The sequence below is a fragment of the Variovorax sp. RA8 genome, assembly GCF_901827175.1.
Lineage (GTDB): Bacteria > Pseudomonadota > Gammaproteobacteria > Burkholderiales > Burkholderiaceae_C > Variovorax.
The window spans coordinates 2,769,666-2,788,872 of record NZ_LR594662.1 but is presented as its reverse complement, the minus strand read 5'-3'; the positions used below and the strand labels follow the sequence as shown (position 1 = coordinate 2,788,872).

Annotated in this window: 18 protein-coding genes; 8 read left to right on the top strand and 10 right to left on the bottom strand. The window is 68.2% G+C overall.

The annotated features are described in order from the left end of the window. The first annotated feature begins 100 nt into the window (after positions 1-100). Together E5P3_RS13125 and E5P3_RS13120 are read left to right on the top strand one after the other, a co-directional pair. Complete coding sequence (locus E5P3_RS13125) at positions 101-1,360, top strand: tetratricopeptide repeat protein (protein WP_162586382.1); 1,260 nt, start codon at positions 101-103, stop codon at positions 1,358-1,360. 222 nt (positions 1,361-1,582) lie between these two features. Beyond that, positions 1,583-3,346 carry a DEAD/DEAH box helicase gene (locus E5P3_RS13120; protein ID WP_162586381.1) on the top strand — a complete coding sequence of 588 codons (1,764 nt, stop codon included), beginning with the start codon at positions 1,583-1,585 and terminating at the stop codon, positions 3,344-3,346. Between the two features lie 93 nt (positions 3,347-3,439). Here E5P3_RS13120 and E5P3_RS13115 read toward each other — a convergent pair whose 3' ends face one another. The 6 genes from E5P3_RS13115 to E5P3_RS13090 all read right to left on the bottom strand — a co-directional run bounded on the left by E5P3_RS13115 (position 3,440) and on the right by E5P3_RS13090 (position 9,449). Beyond that, the gene (locus E5P3_RS13115; protein WP_162586380.1) at positions 3,440-4,510 is read right to left on the bottom strand and encodes an ABC transporter ATP-binding protein; all 1,071 of its coding nucleotides are present in this window, start codon (positions 4,508-4,510) and stop codon (positions 3,440-3,442) included. A gap of 22 nt (positions 4,511-4,532) precedes the next feature. Continuing rightward, a complete protein-coding gene (locus E5P3_RS13110; RefSeq protein WP_162586379.1) occupies positions 4,533-5,384 on the bottom strand; it encodes a carbohydrate ABC transporter permease in 852 nt (283 codons plus the stop codon). Beyond that, positions 5,381-6,259: a carbohydrate ABC transporter permease gene (locus tag E5P3_RS13105; RefSeq protein WP_162586378.1), complete on the bottom strand. Its 879-nt coding sequence runs from the start codon at positions 6,257-6,259 to the stop codon at positions 5,381-5,383. The genes E5P3_RS13110 and E5P3_RS13105 overlap by 4 nt, the downstream gene beginning before the upstream one ends. Before the next feature lie 22 nt (positions 6,260-6,281). Further along, on the bottom strand, positions 6,282-7,658 hold the full coding sequence (locus E5P3_RS13100; protein WP_162586377.1) for an ABC transporter substrate-binding protein: 1,377 nt from the start codon (positions 7,656-7,658) through the stop codon (positions 6,282-6,284). 70 nt (positions 7,659-7,728) lie between these two features. Beyond that, positions 7,729-8,475 carry a FadR/GntR family transcriptional regulator gene (locus E5P3_RS13095; RefSeq protein WP_162586376.1) on the bottom strand — a complete coding sequence of 249 codons (747 nt, stop codon included), beginning with the start codon at positions 8,473-8,475 and terminating at the stop codon, positions 7,729-7,731. Between the two features lie 23 nt (positions 8,476-8,498). Further along, positions 8,499-9,449: a 2-hydroxyacid dehydrogenase gene (locus tag E5P3_RS13090; protein WP_162586375.1), complete on the bottom strand. Its 951-nt coding sequence runs from the start codon at positions 9,447-9,449 to the stop codon at positions 8,499-8,501. Between the two features lie 316 nt (positions 9,450-9,765). Here E5P3_RS13090 and E5P3_RS13085 point away from each other — a divergent pair, with 316 nt between their 5' ends. From E5P3_RS13085 to E5P3_RS13065, 5 genes are all read left to right on the top strand, one after another. After that, positions 9,766-11,502, top strand: a complete 1,737-nt coding sequence (locus E5P3_RS13085; protein WP_162586374.1) for an IlvD/Edd family dehydratase — start codon at positions 9,766-9,768, stop codon at positions 11,500-11,502. A gap of 26 nt (positions 11,503-11,528) precedes the next feature. Next, positions 11,529-12,422, top strand: coding sequence for a 2-dehydro-3-deoxygalactonokinase (locus E5P3_RS13080; protein ID WP_162586373.1), 894 nt, complete (start codon positions 11,529-11,531; stop codon positions 12,420-12,422). After that, positions 12,419-13,060, top strand: coding sequence for a 2-dehydro-3-deoxy-6-phosphogalactonate aldolase (locus tag E5P3_RS13075; RefSeq protein WP_162586372.1), 642 nt, complete (start codon positions 12,419-12,421; stop codon positions 13,058-13,060). Before E5P3_RS13080 ends, E5P3_RS13075 begins: the two co-directional genes overlap by 4 nt. After that, positions 13,057-13,824, top strand: a complete 768-nt coding sequence (locus tag E5P3_RS13070; protein ID WP_162586371.1) for an aldolase — start codon at positions 13,057-13,059, stop codon at positions 13,822-13,824. Before E5P3_RS13075 ends, E5P3_RS13070 begins: the two co-directional genes overlap by 4 nt. Positions 13,825-14,259: 435 nt before the next feature. Beyond that, positions 14,260-14,484, top strand: coding sequence for a hypothetical protein (locus E5P3_RS13065; RefSeq protein WP_232073121.1), 225 nt, complete (start codon positions 14,260-14,262; stop codon positions 14,482-14,484). A gap of 138 nt (positions 14,485-14,622) precedes the next feature. On the opposite strand, the gene E5P3_RS13060 is transcribed toward E5P3_RS13065, so the two are convergent. Genes E5P3_RS13060 through E5P3_RS13045 form a run of 4 tightly spaced genes read right to left on the bottom strand, consistent with a single transcriptional unit; the run spans position 14,623 to position 18,506 of the window. Next, a complete protein-coding gene (locus E5P3_RS13060; RefSeq protein ID WP_162586369.1) occupies positions 14,623-15,324 on the bottom strand; it encodes an SDR family oxidoreductase in 702 nt (233 codons plus the stop codon). Between the two features lie 36 nt (positions 15,325-15,360). Continuing rightward, the gene (locus tag E5P3_RS13055) at positions 15,361-16,764 is read right to left on the bottom strand and encodes an MATE family efflux transporter (RefSeq protein WP_232073120.1); all 1,404 of its coding nucleotides are present in this window, start codon (positions 16,762-16,764) and stop codon (positions 15,361-15,363) included. A 25-nt stretch (positions 16,765-16,789) separates the two neighbouring features. After that, a complete protein-coding gene (locus E5P3_RS13050) occupies positions 16,790-18,049 on the bottom strand; it encodes an MFS transporter (protein WP_162586368.1) in 1,260 nt (419 codons plus the stop codon). Continuing rightward, complete coding sequence (locus E5P3_RS13045) at positions 18,042-18,506, bottom strand: MarR family winged helix-turn-helix transcriptional regulator (protein ID WP_162586367.1); 465 nt, start codon at positions 18,504-18,506, stop codon at positions 18,042-18,044. Before E5P3_RS13045 ends, E5P3_RS13050 begins: the two co-directional genes overlap by 8 nt. Positions 18,507-18,567: 61 nt before the next feature. Between E5P3_RS13045 and E5P3_RS13040 the strand changes: the two genes are divergently transcribed. Continuing rightward, complete coding sequence (locus E5P3_RS13040) at positions 18,568-19,104, top strand: PaaI family thioesterase (protein ID WP_443083246.1); 537 nt, start codon at positions 18,568-18,570, stop codon at positions 19,102-19,104. The last annotated feature ends 103 nt before the right edge of the window (positions 19,105-19,207 follow it).

Genomic DNA, 19,207 nt, shown 5'->3' with positions numbered 1-19,207 from the left:
CTTGCTGCTGCAGCGCGATTTCCGACCGGGTCTGCCGCCAAGTCTAACGCAGGCCCTTCCAAGGCGGATCGAGCCACTGCTATTCTCGGGCGATACCGGCTTGCGAGACCTGCCCACACCGGCCCAGCCCTCTTCATCCATGTGCGCAACGCCCACCCACGACGCCTTCGAGCAGGCACGCAAACTGTTCCTCGAAGGGCTGCAGGATTTCGAGCAAGGCCGCTTCGACGCCGCCGAACGGTGCTTCCAGGCTTCTCTGGCCTTGCTTCCGGGCCGCGTCTCCACCCTGGTCAATCTTGCCGCGACGCAGCTGAAGCTCTTGCGCCCGCAGGAGGCGCTGGCGACTGCGCAGCAGGTGCTGTCGCTCGAGGCCGGCAACGCGGATGCCTGGTTCCACAAGGCGAGCGCCCTCGGGCAGTTGAATCGTCACCAGGAAGCCCTGCTCAGCTATGAGAAGTCGCTGGCGCTCGCCCCGCCGGGCGCTGCGGAACCCTGGTTGCGCCACGGCCAGACCCTGCAGGCGCTGGACCAGCCCGCGCGCGCCCTCGCCTCCTACGAGCGCGCATTGGCCGCCGATCCCGGCCTGGCGCAGGCCTGGAGCAACCGGGGCGGCATCCTGCGCGAGATGAAGCGCCACGAGGAAGCCGCCGAGGCCTTCAGGCAGGCGATGGCGCACGGCGCCGATCCCGAACTGCACCGCTACTACCTGGCCTCTGTCTCGGCGCAGCCCGTTCCGCCTTCGGCGCCGGGCCACTATGTCGAGACGCTCTTCGATGACTACGCCGAGCAGTTCGATGCGCACCTGGTGGGCGTGCTGGGCTACCGCGCCCACAGCACGCTGGCCCGACATCTCGCGGAGCTGGGCCGTGGGCCTTTCCGCTCCACGCTCGACCTCGGCTGCGGCACCGGCCTCTGCGCGCCCTTTCTCAAGCCGATGACGCAAAGGCTCGCGGGCGTCGACCTGTCGAGCCTGATGCTGGAGAAGGCGCAGGCGCTCGGGCTCTACGACCGGCTCGTGCACGCAGAGATCGTGGACCATCTGCAAGACACGGATGAGCGCTACGACCTGGTCACGGCGGCCGATGTCTTCATCTACGTCGGCGACCTCGAACCGGTCTTCGCAGCGCTGGGCCGCGCCATGGAGCCCCACGGGCTCTTCTGCTTCTCGGCCGAGTGCACCGCCAGCGAAGCGGCCGACTTCGAGCTGCTGCCGAGCCTGCGCTATGCGCAATCCGAACGCTACCTGCGCACCCTGGCCGCGCGGCACGGGTTCGATCTTTTGCAGCTGGTTCGTGCGCCGATCCGCGAAGACCAGCGCGAGCCCATCCAGGGCATGTACGTCTACCTGGCACGCCGATGAACCCGGGGTTTCGGAAGGTCCATCCGAGTCGTGCGACAATGCACAGCGTTGCCGGGTCCAGTTGCCCGCAACACCGGCTCTCTGCCGAGGACGAAGAAGGCCCAGAATCCAGGCCCCTCGCGCTCCACTCCTGACCCTCATCTGCCTCTACTGGCCCGACGTCATCAAGACGCCCGGGTGGGCTGATACCACTGCGCCGTGGAAGGCGCTTGTTTGAACTCAATGAACTTTGACGAACTGAAGCTGGCCCCGGCCATCTTGAAAGCCGTGCACGAGCAGGGCTACGAAACCCCCACCCCGATCCAGGCCCAGGCGATCCCCGCCGTGCTCGAAGGCCACGACCTCCTCGGCGGCGCCCAGACCGGCACCGGCAAGACCGCCGCCTTCACGCTTCCGTTGCTGCACAAGCTCACGATGAGCCGCAGCGCCACCAACAAGTTCGGCGGCACCGGCGTGCGTGCCCTGGTGCTGACCCCCACCCGCGAACTCGCCGCCCAGGTCGAGGAATCGGTGCGCACCTACGGCAAGTACCTGCAGCTGACCTCCACCGTGATCTTCGGCGGCGTGGGCATGAACCCGCAGATCAGCAGGCTCAAGAGCGGCGTCGATATCCTGGTGGCTACCCCAGGCCGCCTGCTCGACCTGCAGCAGCAGGGCATGCTCGATCTCTCCACCGTGCAGATCCTGGTGCTCGACGAGGCCGACCGCATGCTGGACATGGGCTTCATCCACGACGTGAAGAAGATCCTCGCCCTGGTGCCCACCGAAAAGCAGAGCCTGCTGTTCTCGGCCACCTTCAGCGACGAGATCCGCGACCTGGCCGCCACGCTGCTCAAGAACCCGCAGAGCATCCAGGTCACGCCGCGCAACACCACCGTGCAGCGCATCTCGCAGGTGATCCACCCAGTGGGCCGCGGCAAGAAGAAGGCCCTGCTCGCCCACATCATCAACGAGCACGACTGGAGCCAGGTGCTCGTCTTCACCCGCACCAAGTTCGGCGCCAACAGCGTGGCCGAATTCCTCTGCAAGAACGGCATCCAGGCCATGGCGCTGCACGGCAACAAGAGCCAGAGCGCGCGCACCCAGGCTCTGGCCGGCTTCAAGAGCGGCGAGATCCGCGCGCTGGTGGCGACCGACATCGCGGCGCGCGGCATCGACATCGACGAGCTGCCGCACGTGGTGAACTACGAGATTCCCAACATCAGCGAAGACTACGTGCACCGCATCGGCCGCACCGGCCGCGCGGGTGCCAGCGGCGAGGCGGTGAGCCTGGTCTGCCTGGACGAGGAAGGCTTCATGCAGGAGATCGAGCGCTTCACCAAGCAGCAGATCCCGGTCAAGGTCATCGAGGGCTTCGGCCCCGAGGAAGGCGAGCGCGCCGAGCCCATCGCCATGGGCCGCCAGACCCTGTGGGGCGGTGCCGGCCGCCCGCCGAGCCGCGAGGTGATGCAGGCGGCGGCCAAGGCCGCGCGCCAGGAGATGATGCAGCGCATCCGCGACAACAAGACGGGCCAGGGCGAACGGGGCAATGGCGGCAACGGCAACGGCGGCGGACAGCGCCGCGGCAACGGCGGCCAGGGTGCCCCGGCAGGGCGCAGCGGCGGCGGCCAGGGCCAAGGCCTGGGTCCGCGCCCTCAAGCTGGCCGCGGCCCGGGCCCCGCGCGCGCGCCGCACCACGCGCCGCATCATGCACCTCACCACGCGCAGAACCACCTGCCGCATGAGGAGCGCCAGCCGCGCCACCACGGCAACACCCACAGCCCGACGCAAGCCGACGCGGTGGCTCACCAGCGTGCCGAGGCCATCGTCGGCGTGGCAGGCCAACCCGATCCCTTGCGCACGAGTGTCGACAGCTTCGGCGGTCGCGGACGTCGCGGTGGTGGTGGCGGCGGCGGTGGCCGAGGCCGCCCCGGCGGTGGCGGCGGGCGCTCCGGCGGTGGTGGCGGATATGGCGGTGGTGGTGGCGGCCGCTCGTTCGGCCGCTGAGCCCACGACCCACATTCCACACCAGGGGCGCTACGGCGCCCTTTTTTTATTGCCGGGTCGCAAAGCCGTTGACCTACGCAATGCGCTGCGTTCCTAGTTCAGCCGGCGCGCGCTCTGCCGGTCGAACAGGTGCGCGCTGTCGGGGCGGATCACCAGGCCGATGGTGTCGTCCGGCGCCGCCTGCACGCGGCCATGCACCACCAGGCTGAGCTTGGCTTCCCCGACCTGCACGAGAAGTTCCGTCTCGTTGCCGGTGGGCTCCACCACGATCACGCGGGCCGGCACGCCGCTGCCGGCGTCGGCCAGCACGATGTCGCCGGGGCGGATGCCGTAGTGCACCGCCTGGCCGTCGGCCGCCTGGGTCGCGGCCGGCGCGGGCCAGTGCGCGCCATGGGCCTCGACACTCGCGCCCTGGCCGTTGCGCCGCAGCACCCCCTCGACCACGTTCATCGCCGGCGAGCCGATGAACTGCGCCACGAACAGGTTCTCGGGCCGGTCGTAGAGGTCCAGCGGCGTGCCGATCTGCTCGACGATGCCGTCGTGCATCACCACGATGCGGTCGGCCATGGTCATGGCCTCGATCTGGTCGTGCGTGACATACACCGTGGTGGTCTTGAGCCGCTGGTGCAGTGCCTTGATCTCGGCGCGCATCGCCACACGCAGCTTCGCGTCGAGGTTGGACAGCGGCTCGTCGAACAGGAAGACCTTCGGGTCTCGCACGATCGCGCGCCCCATGGCCACCCGCTGGCGCTGGCCGCCCGAGAGCTCCCGCGGGTAGCGGCCGAGCAGCGCATCGAGGTTGAGGATCTTCGCGGCGTCTGCCACGCGCTGCTCGGTGACGCCCTTGTCTGCATTGCGCAGGCGCAGGCTGAAGCCCATGTTCTCGCCCACCGTCATGTGCGGATAGAGCGCGTAGCTCTGGAACACCATCGCGATGTCGCGGTCCTTGGACTCGAGCTCGTTCACCACCCGGCCGTCGATCAGGATCTCGCCGCCGGTGATGTCCTCCAGGCCCGCCAGCATGCGCAGCAAGGTCGACTTGCCGCAGCCCGAGGGCCCGACCAGCACCACGAACTCGCCGTCGGCGATGTCGAAGCCCAGGCCCTGGATGATCTCGGTCTTGCCGAAGGATTTCTTGACGTTGCGGAAGGATACGGTTGCCATCTTCTGTTCGTCCCTTGCGTTCTCAGCTCTTCACGGCGCCCGCGGTAAGGCCGCCGACCATGTAGCGCTTGAAGGCGTAGTAGATCGCCGCCGGCGGCAGCGCGTAGATCAGGCCGGTGGCCATCAGCAGCTCCCAGGGCGAGTCGTCTGCCGCGAGGAAATTGCCGAGCGCGACCGCCAGCGTGACGCTGCGGTCGTTCGACAGCAGCAGGAAGGCATAGAGGTACTCGTTCCACGCCAGCAGCAGCGAGTAGGTGCCGACCGCCACCAGCGAGGGCACCATCAGCGGCAGGTACACCAGGCGGAACAGCTGCAGCGGCGAGGCGCCGTCCATGCGCGCGGCTTCGTCGAGCTCGTAGGGCAGCTTGTCCGAAGCCTGCTTGAGCACCCAGATGCAGTACGGCGACGCAATGGTCACCATTGCGAGGATCAGCGCCCACTGGCTGTTGAGCAGCCCGTAGTTGCCCATGGTCTTGTACATCGGCACCGCCAGGAAGGCCGCGGGGATGAAGTAGGTGAACAGTGCCATGTTCATCACCGTGCGGCCACCGCGCACCTTGAGCCGGCTGATCGCGAAGGCCGCCGTGGTCGCGACGAAGAGCGTGAGCACGCCGACCGAAACCGCGATCAGCAGCGAATTGCCCAGCTGCACCCAGAAATGGTCGAGGTAGAAATGCTTCTGCTGGAAGACGATGCGGAAGTTGTCCAGCGTCGGCGCCGTCGGCCAGAGCCGCCCCGAGGTCGCAGAGTCCCGCGGCGAAATCGCGAACAGCACCATGTGGTAGACCGGGATCAGCGTCCACAGCAGCACCGGAATGCCGATCAGCAGCAGCTTGGCTTCCGTCGTCACGGACTTGAAGGTCAGGCGCTTCATTTGGAGAGTCTCTTCATCATGAAGTACACCAAGGGGAGCACCAGCGGCATCGCGACCACGATCGACGCCATCGACAGGTCCACCTGGTCCAGCCTGAGATAGCGGATGCCCAGCGTCGCCAGCACATGCGTCAGGTCGGCCGGCCCGCCGCCGGTCAGCAGGTAGACGCTGTTGAAATCGCCGAGCGTCCAGATCATCGAGAGGATGGTGGAGGTCAGGTAGAGCGTGCGCAGCGAAGGCCAGCTGATGTAGCGGAATTTCTGCCACGACGTCGCGCCGTCGACCGAGGCCGCCTCGTACTGCTCGCTCGGGATCGCGAGCCGGCCGGCCACCAGGATCAGCGTCCAGAAGGGCAGCGACTTCCAGATGTGCATCAGCATCGCGAAGCCGAGCGCCAGCGTCGGATCGTTGAGCCAGTTGGGGCCGTCGGCGCCGGTCAGCCGGAAGATGGTGGTGTTGATCACCCCCCACTCCGGGTTGAGCATGAAGCGCACCGACAGGATGGTCGGGATCGAAGGCATCGCCCAGGGCAGGATGAAGATGCCTCCCAGGATCTTGATCCACCAGCGCGACTGCACGAAGAAGCCCGAAAGCACCAGCGCCGTCAGCATCTTCACGTTGATCGCCACCACCAGGAACACGAAGGTGTTGACCACCGATCGGAAGAAGATCGGGTCCTCGACCAGGTGCACGTAGCTCTGCGGATGGCGCGCCAGCCAGAGCCCGTAGCACACCGGGTACAGCACGAAGACCGCGAAAACCAGCAGGTAGGGCACGACCATCAGCCGTCCCCAGAACTGCCAGCGCCCAGGGCGCGCGGCAGCCGTGGCGGTGCCGGCAGCGCTGCCGGCCACGGCGCTTGCGGTGGAGCTCATGGTGAAGCCGCCTGCCGGTGCGTCAGCGCGCGACGGTCTTGATGCGCTCGATCATCTCGTCGACCGCCTTGTCCACCGGCACCTTGTCGTTGATGACACGGTTCATCGCCTTCGCCCACACGTTCTCGTTGTTGAGGATGGTGAACTTGTAGTTCTTGGTGAATTCGAAGGGCACGGTGCCGGCGGCGTACTGGTTGAATACCGATTGACGATGCGGATCAGCCTTCCAGAACGGGCTCGCCTGCCCTGCCTTCGTGACCGGGAACCAACGGCCCAGCGATCCTTCGACGTAAGGGGTGAGGTTCTCCTCCTGCAGCAGGAAGCTCACGAACTCCTTGGCGCGCGCCTTGTTCTTCGCGTCCTTGAAGATCACGCCGGTCTTCACCGCCGTGCGGTAGACCATCTTGCTGCCGTCGGGCTTGTTCGGGAAGCCGGCCGTGCGGATGCGCTCGGTGAAGTTCTTCTTCGCTTCCTCGCGCTGCTCCGGGGTGAGCGAGGCGTTGTTCATGTCATCCAGCCACTTCGCGGCGATCGAGATGGTCGCGTTGTGCGTCATCACGGTCGTCTTGTTGTGGAAGGCGACATTGTTGTCCGGGTCCTTCCAACTGGTGGACGACGGCGGTGTGCAACCCTTGATGTAGGGCGTGGTGTAGTCGGTGACGGCGCCGATCAGGCCGGTGCGCACCTGGGGATCGTCGACCAGCAGCTTGCCACTGTCGTTGACCAGCTTGACGTTGTAGGCGTCCATGAAGGTCAGGAAGGAGTAGAAGGAGTCGCTCGAGTCCACGCCCATCGGCATGCCGATGCCGAAGGTGCGCTTGCCGCTCTTCTGCCGGCTGGCAGGCTGCACCTTCTCGCACCAGAAGGACCAGTACTCCTTCCACGTCGTCGGAATGTCGGATTCCTTGAAGCCCGCCTCGGTCAGCATGTCGATCCAGTACTGGATGTGCATCGTCTGCTGCTTGATCGGGAAGGCGTAGTAGGCCTTCGACTTCGTCTGGTCGTTGTAGAGGAAGGTGGTCTCCACCGTGTTGGGCGCGAAACGAGCCTGCATCGGCGAGATCACGCTGCCGATGTCCTCCAGCTTGCCGTCGAAGGCCCACTTGCCGGTGACCTGGAAGTCGTAGACGTCGGCATAGGCCACGTCGGGCGGGCTGCCGGAATCGAGCGCCGACACGGTCTTCGGGATCATGTCCTGCACCGGGTACTGCGAGAGTTCGATCTTCACGTTCTTGTGCTTGTCCTCGAACTTCTTGATGGCCGCGAACAGGGCGTCGTCCTCCGCCTTGTAGAAGCCCTTGACCCACCAGACGGTGAGTTTTTCCTGGGCTGCCGCCTGGCCGGCAACAGCCAGCCCCAGCGCAGCCAGGGCGGGAATCACGAGTGCCTTGAGTTTCATGCTTGGTCTCCTCTTCAGTGGGATGCTCGATCCACGAGCGGGGCTGGAAAAAAACTGGAGTGCGGCTGCGTCAAGCGGCGGCCTTGAGCCGTGGCGGTGGGCGACCGAGGCGCGGCAGCCGCCGGCGCGACGAGAGCACCTCCTCGATGTCCTCGCGCGCGCCGTCGATCAGCTTGACGATGGCGCGCTCGGCGCGCGCCGGGTTGTGGGCAACGACTGCATCGAGCACCGCGCGGTGCAGCGGCAACGACAGCGCAGGCCCGTCCTTCTTGGCGGTGGAGAGCTCGAAGCTGGTGCGCAGCAGCGCGTCGAGCGCCTTGCTCATCTGCGCCAGCATGCGGTTCTGCGCGGCCGCGAGCAGGCCGTGGTGAAAGCGCAGGTCGCTGGTGACGTAGTCGCCGCCGTGGTCGATCGCCCGCTTCATGCCGGCGTAGGCCTCTTCGATGGCCTCGATGTCTGCCGCGGTCGCGCGCTCTGCCGCCAGCCGCACGGCCGCCGGCTCGACCACCCGGCGCAGGTCCAGCAGGTCGCGCAGGAACTCGGGCGTGAGGCCGGCGCGCGCCTGCCAGGTGATGACGTCGGGGTCGAACCAGTTCCAGCGGTCTTCGGGCAGCACGCGCGTGCCGACCTTGGGGCCGGTGATGATCAGCCCCTTGGCCACCAGCGACTTCACCGCCTCGCGCACCACCGTGCGGCTGACGCCGAATTCCTCGCACAGCAGCGGCTCCGCGGGCATCGGCGCGCCGATCGCGTAGCGGCGCGAGACGATGGCCTCGCCGAGCAGATCGAGCGTGCGGCCGTGGATGTTCTTGCTCATGGCGGGTTCGTTGTCACGCCTTCTCAGGCATCGACCGGCGTCAGCAGGGGCTCGCCCGCAAAATGCGCGCGCAGGTTGTCGAAGCTCAGCTGCGCCATGGCCTCGCGCGTCTGCTTCGTGCCGCTGGCCATGTGCGGCGTGAGCACGACGTTGGGCATGGCGCGCAGCTCGGCCGGCACCGTCGGCTCGTTCGCGAAGACGTCGAGCGCGGCGCCGGCAATGGCGCCCTTCGACAGCGCCGCGATCAGCGCCGCCTCGTCGACCACGCTGCCGCGCGCGACGTTGACGAGGTAGCCCTGCGGGCCCAGCGCCTCGAGCACCCGGGCGTCGATCAGCCCGCGCGTGGCCGCGCCGCCCGGCGTGATGACGACCAGGAAGTCGACCTCGGCCGCCAGCGCCGCCGCATCCGCGTGGTACGTGTACTCGACTTCCGCGCGCGGCGAGCGCGCCGTGTAGGCGATCTGCATGCCGAAGGCGCGGGCTCGATGCGCGATGGCCTGGCCGATGCGGCCCATGCCGACCACGCCCAGGCGGGCCCCCGAGACCTTGCGGCTCAGCGGGAACGGGCCCTGCGGCCACTGCCCTTCGCGCACGAAGCGATCGGCTTGCGGGATGCGGCGCGCGGCCGAGAGCAGCAGGCCGATGGCGAGATCGGCCACGTCGTCGTTCAGCACCTGCGGCGTGTTGGTGACCGGCACGCCGCGCTCGTGCGCCGCGGGCACGTCGACGCCGTCGTAGCCGACGCCGAACACCGAGATCATTTCCAGCGCGGGCAGTTGTTCCATCAGCGCGCGCGGGACCTTGGCCTCGCCGTTCGCGACCACTGCGCGGATGCGGGGGGCGGCGGCGGCGAAAGCCTCCGGGTCGTTCATGTGGGTGCGGTCGTGCACCACGTATTCGCGCTGCAGCGCTTCCATCAGGAAGGGCATCAACGGTGCGACCACCAGCACCTCGGGACGTGCAGGGGCGTTCATCCCGCAAGCTCCTGCAGGTTCACCGCCTTGGTCTTGCTCCGTCTCCTTGTCCGGGAGCCAGAGGCACCTTCGAGCAGCCGCGCGACACTCATGCCTGGCCCCCCACTTCCTGCACCAAGTGCCTCAAATACCCGTGGTCGCCATCCGGCATCGTTCTGTCTCCTGCTTTGGGGGGCGGGTTTGCATGCGAAGCGCTCTCGAAAACCCTGTGCGTCTTTGCGCGGTCCGGCTTATCATATGATGATTGAAATACAGGCCCGGCAGGACAAACCCTGATTCACCGAGCCCCCCGATTGGCACCGCCGGAGACAAGAAGATGACCAGTCCACGCCGCAAACCCGCCCACGAATTGCGCAGCCAGCAATGGTTCGGCCGCCACGACCGCGACGGCTTCATCTACCGCAGCTGGGTCAAGGGCAAGGGCGTGCCGCACGACCAGTTCGACGGCCGCCCGGTCATCGGCATCTGCAACACCTTCAGCGAGCTCACGCCCTGCAACTCGCACTTCCGCACGCTGGCCGAGCAGGTGAAGATCGGCGTCTACGAGGCCGGCGGCTTTCCGCTGGAGTTCCCGGTGATGTCGCTGGGCGAGACCCTGCTGCGCCCCACCGCCATGCTCTACCGCAACCTCGCGAGCATGGACGTGGAAGAGAGCATCCGTGCCAACCCGATCGACGGCGTCGTGCTGCTGATGGGCTGCGACAAGACCACTCCCGCGCTCATGATGGGCGCCGCCAGCGTGGACCTGCCCACCATCGGCGTCTCGGGCGGCCCGATGCTCTCGGGCAAGTGGCGCGGCCAGGAGCTCGGGTCGGGCACCGGCGTGTGGCAAATGAGCGAGCAGGTGCGCGCCGGCACGCTGAAGCTGCAGGAGTTCTTCGAGGCAGAGAGCTGCATGCACCGCAGCCACGGCCACTGCATGACCATGGGCACCGCCAGCACGATGGCGAGCATGGTCGAGTCGCTGGGCATCGGGCTGCCGGGCAATGCGGCCTACCCGGCGGTGGACGGCCGGCGCAACGTGCTGGCGCGCATGGCCGGCCGCCGAATCGTCGACATGGTGCACGAGGACCTGCTGATGTCGAAGATCCTCACGCGCGAGGCCATCGAGAACGCGATCAAGGTCAACGCGGCGATCGGCGGCTCGACCAACCTGGTGATCCACCTGCTCGCAATCGCGGGGCGCATCGGCGTAGAGCTCACGCTCGACGACTTCGACCGCCTGGCCTCCGACCTCCCCTGCCTGGTCAACCTGCAGCCCTCGGGCCAGTACCTGATGGAGGACTTCTGCTATGCGGGCGGCGTACCGGTGGTGATGAAGGAGATCGCGCAGCACCTGCACCGGGACATCGTCACTTCCACCGGCCAGAGCGTGTGGGACAACATCAAGGACGCCGAGAACTACAACCCGCAGGTGATACAGCCGCTGTCGAAGCCCTTCAAGGACAAGGCCGGCATCTGCGTGCTGCGCGGCAACCTCGCGCCCAACGGCGCCATCATCAAGCCGAGCGCGGCGACGCCGGAACTGCTGGTGCACAAGGGCCGCGCGGTGGTCTTCGAGAGCGCAGACGACTTCCACAAGCGCATCGACGACGAGGCGCTGGACATCGACGAGCACTGCATCATGGTGCTGAAGAACTGCGGGCCCAAGGGCTACCCCGGCATGGCCGAGGCCGGCAACATGCCGCTGCCGCCGAAGGTATTGCGCAAGGGCATCACCGACATGGTCCGCATCAGCGATGCGCGCATGAGCGGCACGGCCTACGGCACGGTGGTGCTGCACACGGCGCCCGAGGCGGCGGCGGGCGGGCCGCTGGCGGTGGTGCAGGACGGCGACATCGTCGAGCTCGACGTGCCCAAGCGCCTGTTGCACCTGCACGTGAGCGAGGAAGAGCTGGCGCGCCGCCTGGCGCTGTGGACACCGCCGAAGCCGGCGCTGGACTCGGGCTACTGGAAGCTCTACGTCGACAACGTGCTGCAGGCGGACCAGGGCGCCGACCTCGGATTCCTGCGCGGCAAGCGCGGTTCCTTCGTTCCCAGGGACAATCACTAGCGGTTCAACGACTTTAAGCAGCCCGTATGCATCTGATCGCCATCGACTGGGGCACCAGTTCCTTGCGCGGCGCACTGCTGGACGGCAAGGGGCACGTGCTCGAGGAACGCAGCCACCCGCGCGGCATCCTCACGGTGCCGCCCGGCGGCTTCCCCGCGCTCTTCGACGAACTGTTCGGCGACTGGATGCGTCCCACCGGCAGCTTCTGCCTGATCTCGGGCATGGCCGGCAGCAAGCAGGGCTGGGTCGAGGCGCCCTACTGCGCCTGCCCCTCGGGCCGGGTCGAGGTGGGCAACGCCATCGTCGAGATCGAGCCGGGCCGCATCGCGATCGTGCCCGGCCTCAGCGACATGCACGACGGCGTGCCCGATGTGATGCGCGGCGAGGAGGTACAGATCTTCGGCGCCATGGCGCTCACCGGCCTGTCCGACGGCCTGTTCGTGCTGCCCGGCACGCACAACAAATGGGCCACGGTGAAGCGCGGGCGGGTGACGGGCTTCCGCACCTTCATGACGGGCGAGTTCTACGCGCTGCTGAGCCAGCACTCGATCCTGGCGCGCACGCTCGACGCGCAGGCGCCGCTGGACGAAGTCGCCTTCCTCGAAGGCGTGACGCAGGCCGACAACGGCCAGGGCCTGTTGCACAACGCCTTCGGCGCTCGCACGCTGGCGCTGTTCGATCGCATGCCGGCCGGCGAGCTGGCGAGCTATCTTTCCGGGCTGCTGATCGGCGAGGAGCTGCGCACGCAATCCATCCACGCCGGCGACCTGGTGCTGATCGGCAGCCCTGCGCTCACCCAACGCTACCTGCTGGCGCTGGAGATCTCCGGCAACACCGCGCGCACGCTGGGCACCGAGGCCACCTGGGCCGGGCTGCATGCGCTGGCGGCCATCCATCTGGCGAACAAGGCAAGGCAATGACGTCTCCCAACGACTCCTTCTCCACGGCCCTGCGGCAGTTGCCGCTGGTGGCCATCCTGCGCGGGCTGAACCCGGCCGAGGCGCCGGAGATCGGCGATGCCATCGTCGGCGCCGGCTTCCGCCTGCTCGAGGTGCCGCTCAACTCGCCCGAGCCACTCAAGAGCATCGCGCTGCTGCGCGAGCGCTTTCCCGGTGCGCTGGTGGGCGCCGGCACGGTGCTCGACGCGCAGCAGGTGCGCGAGGTGCATGCCGCCGGCGGCCAATTGATCGTCGCGCCCAACTTCAATCCCCAGGTGGTGGCCGAAGCGGCACGCCTCGGGCTTGTGAGCCTGCCGGGCGTGCTGACGCCGACCGAGGCCTTCGGCGCACTCGCGGCGGGGGCCGACGGGCTCAAGCTCTTCCCGGCCGAGCTCGCGTCGCCCGCGGTGGTCAAGGCACTGCTCGCGGTGCTGCCGCCGGGCACGCCGCTGCTGCCCGTGGGCGGCATCACACCGGCCGGCATGCAGGCCTGGCGCGAGGCCGGCGCGGCAGGCTTCGGCATCGGCTCGGCGCTCTACAAGCCGGGCAAGAGCGCAGCGGCGGTGCGCGAGGCGGCAATGGATTTCGTGGCCGCGTTCAACGGGAGCCTGCGCACATGAGCCCCGAAGCCGAATACGCCAGCCCCGCGATCCGGACGCTGCGCGAAGACCTTGCACTGGCACTGCGCGCTGCCGCGCACCACGGCCTCTCTGAGGGCGTGTGCAACCATTTCAGCGTGGCCCTGCCCGGCGCGCAGGACCGCTACCTCATCAACCCGCGCGGCCTGCACTGGAGCGAGATCGGCCCCGAGGACATCGTGCTGATCGACGTGCGCGGCGAGGTGCTGGCCGGGCGCCACCGCGTCGAGCCCACCGCCCTCTTCATCCACGGCGCGGTACACCGCGTCACCGGCCATGCGGTGGTGCTCCATTGCCACATGCCCTACGCGACCGCGCTCACCCTCACCACCGACCGCGCGCTCGACCCGACGCTGAGCCAGAACGCGATGCGCTTCATGGACCGCATCGCCGTCGACGCAATCTACAACGGCTTGGCGCTCGACGACCGCGAGGGCGAGCGCATCGCCCGCGCCATGGCCGGCAAGGACATCGCCTTCCTGGCCAACCACGGCGTCATCGTGGCGGGCGCGAGCATCGCGCATGCCTATGACGACCTCTACTACCTCGAGCGTGCCTGCCTGCACCAGGTGATCGCGCAATCGACGGGCCGGCCGCTAGCGCCGGTCGACGCGAAGTTCGCCGCGCACGTGGCGGCGCAGATCCAGGGTGAGCGCGAGCAGTCCGATCTGTTCTTCGAGGCACTGCGCAGGTTGCTGCCGGCGCAGCATGCCGGGCGCCCTGCGCTTCAGCGCGCCGCCGCGTAGGCCGGTCGGCGGCGAAATCCTTCTCGGCTTGGCGCGTCACCGCGCCCGCCGGCACCTCTACTCCGGAACCGCCGCCGCAGCGGCGTTACTCAGCCTGAGTCGTTCATCGACTGGCAGGACCGAAGCTTCGCTTCGGCGTTGCCTTGAGAGCCCCGTCAAGACTTCAACAGGCCCCCATGCTTCCCACACGCAACAACACTTCGTCCCAGTTCCTCTCGAGCAATCTATCCCCTGACAGAGGCACGCCTGCCCCACGCGGAAGACCGGCCACTACGACTGTCCGAGGCCAACCGCCTGCCCCGGGGCAGCCATGCGTCGTCGTGATCACCTTGGGCGAACACACTCACCTCGGAATGGCGGCGACCCGCGCGAAGGGCCCTGAGGGATACGAAGAATCCGAATCTCAAGACAATGCTTCGGCGTCTGGTGGAGGACATGGCCGCCAAGCCCAAGCTGGCCGAACGCATTTTCGTCAGGCTTCACGGCGCCGATGAAAGCTGCGTCGATCGTGTGTCGCTGGGGCTGAGCTGGGCAGAAGAGGAATGGCTTGCGCAGCCGGTCTGGGACGGCGCCCTGAACCAGGATCTACCGAAGGTAGCTGATATCGCACGCCAAGTGTCCGCCGCCGCTGCATCGATCGCCTGGCGGAGCAAAAGGTGAAGGCCATGCCCGGACACACTGGTCAAGATGCCATCACACGCGCCGCCAACCAGCGCGGGCAGGAGGAAGAGCTTCAGCTCTGGCTGCCGTTGACCAGGAAGGCGTGGAGCAACCAGTAGGGTTGGTTCGCCCCTGCCTTCAAGGCGCCGCCGCGTACGCCGGCGGGTTCGCCACGAAGCCCTGCTTGACCTGCCGGGCCGTCGCGTCAGCCAGCACCTCCGGCTCGCCGGCTTCCACCGCGGCGAGGGTCTGCCGCGCCACATCATCGGGTGAGGTCTTGTCGCCCGGCACATGGCTGGCCATGTCGGTGTCCATGTAGCCCACATGCACGCTGACAACCTGCGTGCCCTGCGCCGCGAGTTCGTTGCGCAGGCCGTTGCTCAGCGACCAGGCGGCCGACTTCGAGGCGCTGTAGGTCGCCACGCTGGGGAAGCTGATCCAGCTCAGCGCCGACAGCACGTTGACGATGGCGCCGCCGCCATTCTTCGCCAGCACCGGCGCGAAGGCGCGGCTCACGGCCCAGAGGCCGAAGAAGTTGGTGTCGAATTCGGCCCTGGCCGCATCGATTGCGTCGCTCGACAGCAGGCCCGAGCCGCGCGAGATGCCGGCGTTATTGATGACCAGGGTCACGTCGCCGCAAGCCCGTGCGGCCGCCTCGACCTGCGCGGCCTGCGTGACGTCGAGGGCGACAGGCACCACGCCGTCGAGCGTGACCGATTTCGGGTCGCGCGCCGCCGCGTAGACCTTCTTCGCACCGGCCCCGAGCGCGGCGCGCGCATAGGCCAGGCCCAGGCCGCGGTTGGCGCCGGTGATGAAAACGACAGCGTCCTTGATCTGCATGTGAAGCTCCAGGAATGTTGGGAGAGGGGAAAGGAATCAGGAGGCGTCGACCCGCCGCAGCAGTCCGGCAGTGCTGCGCGGCCAGCCCACCGGCCCGAACCACGCACCGCCCGCGATCGCCCCGGCAATGAGGGCCCCGTAGACCACCAGCGCCACGGCCTGGGCCGTGAAGACGTGCACCAGCTCGCCGGTCCAGCGCAGCGCCAGCCAGCCGCCGACCGCGGCGACCACGAGCCGCGCCACGTTGCCCAGCACCGGCCACAGGAGCCGCCCCGCGCCCTGAGAGGCGAAGTACAGCACCAGCCCGGCGCCGAAGAAGCCGTAGAAGGGACCCACCGTACGCAGGTACTGCGTGCCGGCCTCGAGCATGGCCGCATCGTTGCCGAAGAGCAGCAGCCAGGGCCGCGGGAACAACGCGGCCGCCAGCCCGACCGCTTCGGCCATCGCGAAGGCCATGGCCACGCCGACCCACGTGGCCCGCAGCGCGCGCTCGCGCTGGCCGGCGCCGATGCAGGTGCCGACCATCGCCAGCAGCGGCGCGCCGAAGCCGAAGACCAGCGGCACCAGCAGGTATTCGAGGCGGGCGCCGGTGCCATAGCCGGCAATCGCGCCGGCGCCGAACTGGCCGGCGAGCGCGGTGGCGACCGCGATGGAAAGGTTGACGCAGACGGTGGCGATGGCCGAGATCAGACCCACGCGCAGGATGTCGCGGAACAGCGGCCAGCGCAGCCGCACGCCCGCCAGCGAGAGCTTCAGGTAGCTGGCATCGGAGCGCAGGTAGAACAGCAGTGCCAGCGTCCCGACCAGGTAGTACAGCAGCAGCGCCAGCGCGCCGCCCGCGATGCCGAGCGCGGGGATGGGGCCCCAGCCGAAGATCAGCAGTGGCGACACCGGGATCAGGAAGACCACGCCGCCCACCGTCACCCTCGCCGGCACGGCCATGTTGCCGGTGCCGCGGATCACTGCCGCCAGCGAATTGAAGATCCACACCAGCACGGCACCCGCAAACACCCAGTGCGAATAGGTCACCGCGGCGTCGAGCGAAGCCCCCTCGCCGCCCATGCGCGCATAGAGCGCGCGACCTCCGACGAGCAGCACGGCGCTGAAGACCAGGCCGAAGCCCAGTGCCACCAGCATCGCGTGCAGCACCAGTGCATTGGCATCGGCGCGGCGCTGGCCACCCAGCGCCCGCGCGATGGCCGAGGCAATGCCGCCGCCGACGGCACCGGCCGAGGTCATCTGCATCAGCATGACGATCGGGAACACCAGCGCCATGCCGGCCAGCGCATCGGTGCCGAGCTTGCCTACGAAGTAGGTTTCGATCAGGCCTACCGAAGCCTGCGCGACCATCACCAGCACGTTGGGCATGGCGAGCCGCAGGAGGGTGCGGGCGATCGGCGCCTCGAGCAGCAGGCGCGTTCGCGGATCGACGGTGCTCACTGGAGTACCTTGGCCTGCGGCTGTATCAGGCCGCCGCCTTCGCGGCGCGCGCTGGCACGAGCGCCTCGCGGATCGGCAGGTTGACCAGCGCAGCTCCGGCGGCCAGCACGATGTCGATGTACCAGACCCAGTCGTAGCTGCCGGTGGCCTCGAAGATGGTGCCGCCCAGGTAGGCGCCGAGGAAGCCGCCCACCTGGTGCGCCAGCATCACGATGCCGAACAGCATCGCCATGTTGGCGGGGCCGAACATCTTGGCCACCAGGCCTGCGGTCGGGGGCACCGTCGAGAGGAAGGTCACGCCCATCACCGCGGCGAAGAGCAGCATCACCAGCGTCGTCTTCGGCGCCAGCAGGAAGATCAGCACCGCCACGCCGCGCGTTGCATAGAGCAGCGCGAGCAGCGACTTCATGCGCCAGCGACCCACCGCCCAGCCCATCGCGAGGCTGCCGACGATGTTGAACAGGCCGATGATGCCGAGCGACCAGCCACCCACTTCCGGCGGCAGCCCGCAAGCTGCGATCACGCCCGGCAGGTGGGTCGCGAGGAAGGCCACGTGGAAGCCGCAGACAAGGAAGCCAAGGCTCAGCAGGCGAAAGCTCGGCAGCGCGAGCGCCTGCCCGACCGCTTCGCGCGCGCTCAGGCGCTTGGCACCCGAGGCCGCGGCGAGCGCATTGGAATTGCCCCTGAGCACGAAGACCGCCGGCAGCGCCAGCAGGATCAGGAAGCCCAGCACCTGCATTGCATTGGCCCAGCCGTAGGCGGCGGTGAGGCCGATGGCGATCGGCGCCATCGCGAACTGGCCGAAGGAGCCGCCCGCGTTCACGATGCCCGTGGCCAGCCCGCGCTGCGCCGGCGTCACCAGGCGCGCAGTGGCGCCCATCAGCACCGAGGGCCCGGCCATGCCGGCGCCGCCCGCCGCCAGCACGCCGATCGCGAAGATCAGGCCGGCCGTCGTCGTCATGAAGGGCGTGATGATGGTGCCCAGGGCCACCAGCAGCACGCCGATGAAGATCACGCGGCCGGTGCCGATGCGGTCAGCCACGGCGCCGGCGAAGGGCTGCGTCAGCCCCCACCAGAGCTGGCCGAAGGCGAAGGCCAGGCTGATGCTGGCGACGCCGAGTCCGGTCGAGGTATTGACCGCCGACAGGAACAGGCCCATGGTCTGGCGTACGCCCATCGTGAGGGCGAAAGTGCCGGCGGTCGCCAGCAGCACGAGCCACAGCGCGTAGCGGCGCACGGCGGAAGGCCCTGCGCTCGCGGCGGGGTTGGGGTTGGAATCACTCATCACTGCTTTCCTCGTCTTTCAATCCGGCGCGCTGCAGCAGCGCGATGCTGTCGTCGATCAAATGGTGCAGGGCCACGACACGCTCGACGCCGAGCATCCCGTTGAGCTCCGTCTGCGCGGCACGCCACAGGCGCTGCGCCTCGGCCCGCTTGGCGCGGCCGGTGTCGGTGATCGCGATCAGCCGGCTGCGCGCATCGGGCCCCTCGCCCTGGATCAGCCAGCCGGCGGCGAGCATGGACTTGAGGTTGCGGCTCAGCGTGGAGGCGTCGACGTTCATCGCCTGCGCGAGATCCACGGGCCGCAGCGGGCCCAGGCTCAGCACATGCGAGAGCAGGGAGTACTGCGTGGTCTTGAGGCCGGACGCGGCCACGTGGGCGTCGTAGTGCCGCGACACCATGCGCGTCAGGCGGCGCAACCTGAAGTTGGTACAGCCCTGCGGTTTTGCGATAGCATCCATGGCCGATGATTGTATCTACAACCATTGCATATGCAACCTTCATATCGGAGAAAGACCCTTGATGCAGAGCACCTCACTTGAATCCTGGCTCGCCGAAGAACGCGAGGTCATCGCCCGCCTGGAAGCCGGCCCGGGTCCCGGCCTGGCCAGCCCCGAGCAGGTCGAAGGCAAGACCGGGCTCGAAGTCATGCAGGCCATGCTGCGCGGCGACATTCCCTACGCCGCCATCGCCAAGACGCTCGACTTCACCATCCTCTCGGTGAGCCCCGGCGTCGCGGTGTTCCAGGGCACGCCGCTGCCGCAGCACCTGAACCCGCTCGGCACCATCCATGGCGGATGGGTCGCCACCCTGCTCGACTCGGCACTGGGCTGCTCGGTGCACACGATGATGCCGCCCGGGCGCGCCTACACCACGGCGGAGCTGGGCGTGAACTATGTGAAGGGCGTCACGCCCAAGGTGCAGCGGGTGCGCGCGGAGGGCAAGGTGGTCCATTGCGGCCGGCAGCTCGCGACCGCGGAGGCGCGCCTCTTCGGTCCCGACGGCACGCTGTACGCGCACGCCACCACCACCTGCCTGGTGTTCGAGACGAAGCGCTGAACGCGCTCAGAAGCTGTGAATGAACCCGGCGCGGCCGAGCAGACCGCCCAGGTGGCCCCAATCAAGGCGTAAAGCGCAGCCGTAGCTCGCGCTACGGCGAGCA